The sequence below is a fragment of the Cyanobacteriota bacterium genome, from assembly GCA_025054735.1.
In the GTDB taxonomy this organism is placed as follows: Bacteria; Cyanobacteriota; Cyanobacteriia; order SKYG9; family SKYG9; genus SKYG9.
Genome location: JANWZG010000248.1, coordinates 1 through 5,975, shown reverse-complemented (window position 1 = coordinate 5,975; position 5,975 = coordinate 1). Strand labels below are relative to the sequence as shown.

The window sequence follows — 5,975 nt, the reverse complement described above, 5'->3', positions numbered from 1 at the left end:
GTTTGCTCACGCTTTCTGTGGTCATTGTGCCACCAAGCGGCGATCGCAGGAAGCTAATGTAGCCAGTCAACTCATGGTGCTTTGGCACTAGTTGCTAGCTCTACAACTTGGCTAAAGCTAGTGGGATCTAGAACAGCCATCTGGGCCAACATCTTACGGTTCAGTTGTACGTTAACTTTTTTCAAGTTTCCAGTCAACTTGCTATAGGTCGTACCATGTTGACGAGCAGCAGCATTAATCCGGGCAATCCACAGCCTGCGAAAGTCGCGCTTGCGCTTGCGGCGATCGCGATAGGCACTGCGAAGGGCCTTCATGACTTGCTGGTTAGCCGTCCGAAATAGGCGGGAGTGAGAACCTCGGAAGCCCTTTGCCAGCTTTAGAATCTTTTTGCGGCGCTTACGAGCAACATTACCGCGCTTTACTCTAGTCATAGGTCAAACGTTGTCAATATTCGTCAGTTGTCATCTAGGTGCTCATGATTTAAGCGTCAACAAGCTAAAGGCTCATCCTAACTAGAGATAGGGCATCATCAGCCGCACATTCTCTTCGTCTCGCTCATGCACGACTGCCATTTTTGAGAGACGGTTCTTGCGAGCAGTGGGTTTGTGTTGGAGTAAGTGGTTCCGATTTGACTTACGGTGGACTATTTTGCCACTGCCAGTAACACGAAATCGCTTGGCAGCCGACTTACGGGTTTTTAGTTTAGGCATAACGTACCCTCAAACGCGATAGATAACATCAGCAAACAGCTTGCGACGCGATCTACTATCATACTATAGACATGACGAACCTCAGGACAAAATTTTAGTTCCTCCTAAGGGGAGGTAATGACCTAGCTTCCAGCTCAGCGCTCTACTAACTGCACTCGCTGGTTGTACCAGTTAGTTACCAGGGCGATTGCCAGACTAATCGTCAGGTACACAGTCATGATGAAAATCATGGCTTCGACGGCTCGCCCAGTTTGATTTTCCATCGTAGCTGACACAGAATAAATATCCCGGTACCCAACAGCGACAGCCAAGCTAGAGTTTTTCACCAGGTTCAGATATTGCCCTGTGAGCGGAGGGATAATGATGCGCAAAGCTTGAGGAAAAATCACTAGTCGCAGCACTTGTAAAGGCTTGAGTCCCAGCGATCGTGCCGCTTCCCATTGTCCAATCGGTACAGCTTGAATGCTACCACGCACAATTTCAGCGATAAATGCAGCCGTAGACAAGGCTAGCCCAAATACCAAGGCAGAAAATTCTGCTGACAATTGCACATTCCCAGGCAGCATAATTCCTGCTTTGCTCAGGCTCAGGATGCCCAGAACCTGAGTTGGTGCTTCCACAGTCGGCAGGTTGAAGAACACGGCAAAGTACCAAAAGAATAGTTGCAAGAGCAGTGGCGTATTGCGAAATACTTCTACGTAAACTAGAGCCATCTGTCGAATCAGCCAGTTGTCTGCTAATCGGGCTATGCCACCGAAAACACCAACGATCGTGGCCAAGATAATGCCAACTACTGACACTTGCAGCGTATTCAGTAACCCTACAAGCAGAGCATAGGCATAGCTATCGGATGATCGAAAGGGAATCAAACTTTCGGCAATGTCAAAACTTGCTTGGGATGTTAGGAAATCAAAGCCGAACGGAATTCCTTTCTCTCGTAGATTGCTGCTTAGGTTAGATCCAAAATAGGTAGTGATCGCGATGATTACACCCAAGAATAGTAGTTGCACAGCGATGCGCCATAGGTGACGACTACGTAGCATGGACAGTAATGGCGGCATAGTCAGGGAATGATAACAACCCAATCGTGTTGGAATAGGTTTCAGCTTGGCGTAACTGATCGTTCTAAACAGCTAATGATTTTCTGGGAAGGGGGTGTGGGGTTCGTCCCCTACGAGGGGGTAATGTCCCCTCGACCCCTCTTAATCATTAGTTCTTGATCACCACTACGTAACTTAACTTTGCTCTGAGTTTGTTCTAAAGGAGTGTATTTCACAACACAATTTTTCCCAGGATACGCTACTCTGGTGAAATCCTTTTCTTTCCAAGGCTATTACCATTGCTACTCTTGTCTTCTCCACCTAAGCTGACAACCACCCGCCTTGCCAATGGGCTAACGATCGTTCATCAAGAAATCTCTGCTACACCAGTTGCTGTCGTTGATGTTTGGGTGAGGGCTGGTGCTGTCCTAGAACCAGATCAATGGATGGGTATTGCCCATTTTTTAGAGCACATGGTGTTTAAGGGCAGCGATCGGATTGCACCCGGTGAGTTTGACCATGCAATTGAAAGTCGGGGCGGCACTAGCAATGCGGCTACTAGTCATGACTATGCCCACTTTTATGTAATGACTGCCCAGGATCAGATAGCAGCAACCTTACCCTACTTAGCAGAGTTGCTGACAAAGGCGGCAATTCCAGAGCGTGAGTTCTATCCAGAGAGGCAAGTAGTGTTAGAGGAATTGCGGCAAGCCCAAGACGATCCAGACTGGCTTGGGTTTCAAACCCTTATGGAAACAATTTATCCCCATCATCCCTATCGTCGATCAATCCTAGGCACACCAGAATCACTAATGGGCATTTCTTCCCAAGACATGCAGCAGTTTCACCAAGCACACTATCAACCCCACAATATGACCGTCGTCATTACAGGCGGCATTGACTATTGCACAGCACTGGAATTAGTAGAGCATCACTTTCAAGAGTTTCCTGCTGTAGTTAGCTGTCCACGGCCATTACTAAACCCCGATTTAGACTTCGTAACTGTTCAGCGTCAAGAACTGGTGTTACCCCGCCTGAGTCAGGCTCGGTTGATGATGGCTTGGCGTTGTCCCGGTATTGATCCCAATGATCCCCTACTGCAACAATTTCGGCTAGGTTATGGCCTAGATTTACTCTCAGCACTCTTGACCGATGGTCGCTGTGCCCGTCTTACCCAAGAGTTACGAGAAGATCGAGGTTTAGTCGATGGCATTAGCAGTAACTTCTCGCTTCAACGCTACTCCAGCCTGTTCACGATTACGGCTTGGTTACCACCCAAAAACCTAGATCGGGTGGAAGCAATTATTTGCGATCGATTGTCAACTCTACAGTCCTGTCCCCCAACGATGGCCGAGCTAACTCGCTGCCAACGGCTGCTGTGCAATGATTATGCGTTTTCTACCGAATCACCTGCCCAACTTGCAGGACTGTATGGTTTTTACAGCACAATTGCTACGGCTGACATTGCCCTCACCTATCCTGACCAGGTGCGCTCCTTTACCCCGGAAGAAATCCAGCACCTAGCGCAAGTTTACCTATCTCCTTATCACTATGCCAGCGTTATCCTTAGACCTGATGATGTAGAAAGTTGATCATGAAGGTTATGGAACGTCTAGGTCGATTGGTCTGGGTCAGTCGATTGGTCTGGGTCGGTGTGATGGTGCTGGTAATCGGGCTGATGTCAGGCTGTACTGTACCCCAACTGCGGGCAGAGCAGCGTATCTTTTTGCCTATTACCCTAGAGTTTTTGAGTAGCTATGACCTGCCACCGCAGGCATTCAATGGCGCACCTGTGGGTGGACTGTCAGGACTTACCTACGATCGTCAGCGCGATCGCTTCTATGCCCTTAGTGATGATTCTGGATTATATGCTCCTGCTCGGTTCTACACCCTGAAACTAACGCTAGGATCGGTAACCACCAAGCCAACAATTGCCACCATACAAATCGAAGGCTCTACGCCACTGTTGACAGCGGACGGTCAGCCCTATGCCGTAGATACTATCAATCCAGAAGGTATAGCACTCTCTCCCCAACAGTCTGTTTACATTGCCAGCGAGGGTAACAGCGCGATTGGTGTTGCGCCCTTTGTTGGCGAGTTTGATTTGATAACGGGGAAGTGGAAACGGAATTTGCCTCTGCCCAGTAAGTATCTACCACCAACGGAGGGACAACCTGCCAAAGGTGTGGAAAACAATGCTGGATTTGAGGCCCTAACAGTCACGCCGATCGTTGGTAACAGCCCTGTGTTGCAAGAACCTTTCCGCCTGTTTACCGCCACCGAATATGCCCTTGTTCAAGACCAAGACAATGAGGGTCTCGACAGCGATAAAGGCATGATTAAAAATCGGTTGCTGCATTACCTCATTCAAGATGGGCCGCCAATACTGATTTCTGAGCACTTGTACCCGATGGATCGAGGTGAATCATGGAGTCTCATGAACGGTCTGACAGAGTTAATTGCTCTGGATCAAAGTGGACATTTTTTGAGCTTAGAGCGATCCATCGGCCTCAAAGGATTTGGTGCTCGCCTATTCCAGATTTCCACTGGTGCTGCCACTGATGTTTCTACTATTACTAGTCTCAAGGGTAACGTTAGTAATCTACAACCCATCCTGAAGCAGCTAGTTCTGAATCTGGGGGAGCTAGGCATTCCCGTCACTAATCTAGAAGGCATGACCCTTGGCCCCTACTTTCCTGACGGCTCCCGCAGTCTAGTACTGGTGAGCGACAACAACTTTAAGGAGCAACCCACTCAATTTCTGCTGTTTCGGCTGATGACACTAAGGCGATCGTAGCCATTAGAGTCGATTGGGGAGAGAAAGCCCTAGCACTACACACCAGCGCCATACACCCAGCCTAGTGATGACCAGCCATTTTTTGACCGATTGTAGCAATGTCCGCAGCAGCTTCAGCGATCGGCTTTTCATAGACAAACTCCCCTTCGCTGATTACCAACAGACGATCAGCCAACTTCAGTAGCTCATCTAAGTCCTCACTGACTAGCAGTACTGCCACCCCCCGGTTCCGTGCTGCCAGAATCTCACCATGAACATAATCGACTGCCGCAAAATCTAGGCCAAAGCAAGGGTTTGCCACAATTAGGAGATTGATGTGGTCAGCGTGTAGCTCCCGTGCCAAGACTGTCCGTTGGATGTTACCACCCGAAAGATTGCCCACTGGCGTATCAGGTGATGGCGTCTTAATTTTAAAGGTGTTAATCAATCTCTGGGCAGCATCCCGAATAGCTTTGAACACTAGGAAGAAACCTTTTGACTGCGGAGGGCGATCGAAGGTTCTAAAGGCCAAATTCTCTGCCACACTCATGTGAGGTACACAGGCATTACGCAGTGGCTCCTCTGGCAGTAAAAACACTCGGTGTTTATCAATCTCTGCACGAGTAGCTGAATAAGGCTCACCATTCACCAAGATTTTGCCGCCAGTAGCAGGGCGTTGACCAGCCAAGACTTCTACCAATTCGCGTTGGCCATTGCCAGAAATACCAGCAATGCCTACAATTTCACCCTTATGAACCGTCAAGTTAACACCCTTAACCCCCTCAAAACCATTGTCCTTATTGGCTCGAATCCCTTGAAGTTGCAACACAGGAATAGCCTCAGCGTACTCGGCTTTCTCTACTTTTTGGGGTTCGCGCTTTTCGCCCATCATCATCTCTGCCATGTCGGCAACTGTGAGGTCTTTGATTAGACCGCTACCCGCAAACTTACCCTTGCGGAGCACAGTAATTTCATCGGCAAAGGCTGTAATCTCACGAAACTTGTGGCTGATCATCAACACGCTGATCATGCCCGCTGTGACTTGCTCTCGCACCAACCCCAATACTTCATCTGCCTCACCTGGAGTTAACACGGATGTAGGTTCATCTAAAATCAGAATCTTGCTCTTAAGGTATAGCTGTTTCAGGATTTCCAGCTTTTGCTTCTGACCTGCTGCCAATTGAGAGATCATGGCATCCAAGGGCACATGGAAGGGGGCTGTGTCCATGAACGCTTTGAGTTCTTCCATTTCCTGTTTCCAGTTGATCAGGTTTTTGTTGCTATAGCGGGATAGCACTAGGTTTTCAGCCACAGTCATAGCAGGCACTGAGGTGAAATGCTGATAAACCATGCCGATTCCATAGTGTTGAGCATCACGAGGGCTATGGATGGCAACTGATTGGTTATTAACTTTAATCTCCCCAGCAGTGGGAGTATAGAAACCCATGA

Annotated in this window: 6 protein-coding genes; 2 read left to right on the top strand and 4 right to left on the bottom strand. The window is 48.6% G+C overall.

All coding sequences use genetic code 11. The features are described 5' to 3' along the window. Nucleotides 1–71: 71 nt before the first annotated feature. The 3 genes from rplT to NZ772_12285 all read right to left on the bottom strand — a co-directional run bounded on the left by rplT (nucleotide 72) and on the right by NZ772_12285 (nucleotide 1,771). Nucleotides 72–431: a 50S ribosomal protein L20 gene (rplT, locus tag NZ772_12295; protein ID MCS6814329.1), complete on the bottom strand. Its 360-nt coding sequence runs from the start codon at nucleotides 429–431 to the stop codon at nucleotides 72–74. Between the two features lie 81 nt (nucleotides 432–512). Next, nucleotides 513–710 (bottom strand): 50S ribosomal protein L35, encoded by a 198-nt coding sequence (gene rpmI, locus NZ772_12290; GenBank protein MCS6814328.1) that lies wholly within the window; start codon nucleotides 708–710, stop codon nucleotides 513–515. A 134-nt stretch (nucleotides 711–844) separates the two neighbouring features. Further along, nucleotides 845–1,771: an ABC transporter permease subunit gene (locus NZ772_12285; protein ID MCS6814327.1), complete on the bottom strand. Its 927-nt coding sequence runs from the start codon at nucleotides 1,769–1,771 to the stop codon at nucleotides 845–847. A 287-nt stretch (nucleotides 1,772–2,058) separates the two neighbouring features. Between NZ772_12285 and NZ772_12280 the strand changes: the two genes are divergently transcribed. Together NZ772_12280 and NZ772_12275 are read left to right on the top strand one after the other, a co-directional pair. Continuing rightward, nucleotides 2,059–3,342 carry an insulinase family protein gene (locus tag NZ772_12280; GenBank protein MCS6814326.1) on the top strand — a complete coding sequence of 428 codons (1,284 nt, stop codon included), beginning with the start codon at nucleotides 2,059–2,061 and terminating at the stop codon, nucleotides 3,340–3,342. Between the two features lie 11 nt (nucleotides 3,343–3,353). Beyond that, on the top strand, nucleotides 3,354–4,547 hold the full coding sequence (locus NZ772_12275) for an esterase-like activity of phytase family protein (protein ID MCS6814325.1): 1,194 nt from the start codon (nucleotides 3,354–3,356) through the stop codon (nucleotides 4,545–4,547). A gap of 61 nt (nucleotides 4,548–4,608) precedes the next feature. Here NZ772_12275 and NZ772_12270 read toward each other — a convergent pair. Beyond that, on the bottom strand, nucleotides 4,609–5,975 hold a 1,367-nt coding region (locus NZ772_12270; GenBank protein MCS6814324.1), incomplete at its 5' end, for an ABC transporter ATP-binding protein.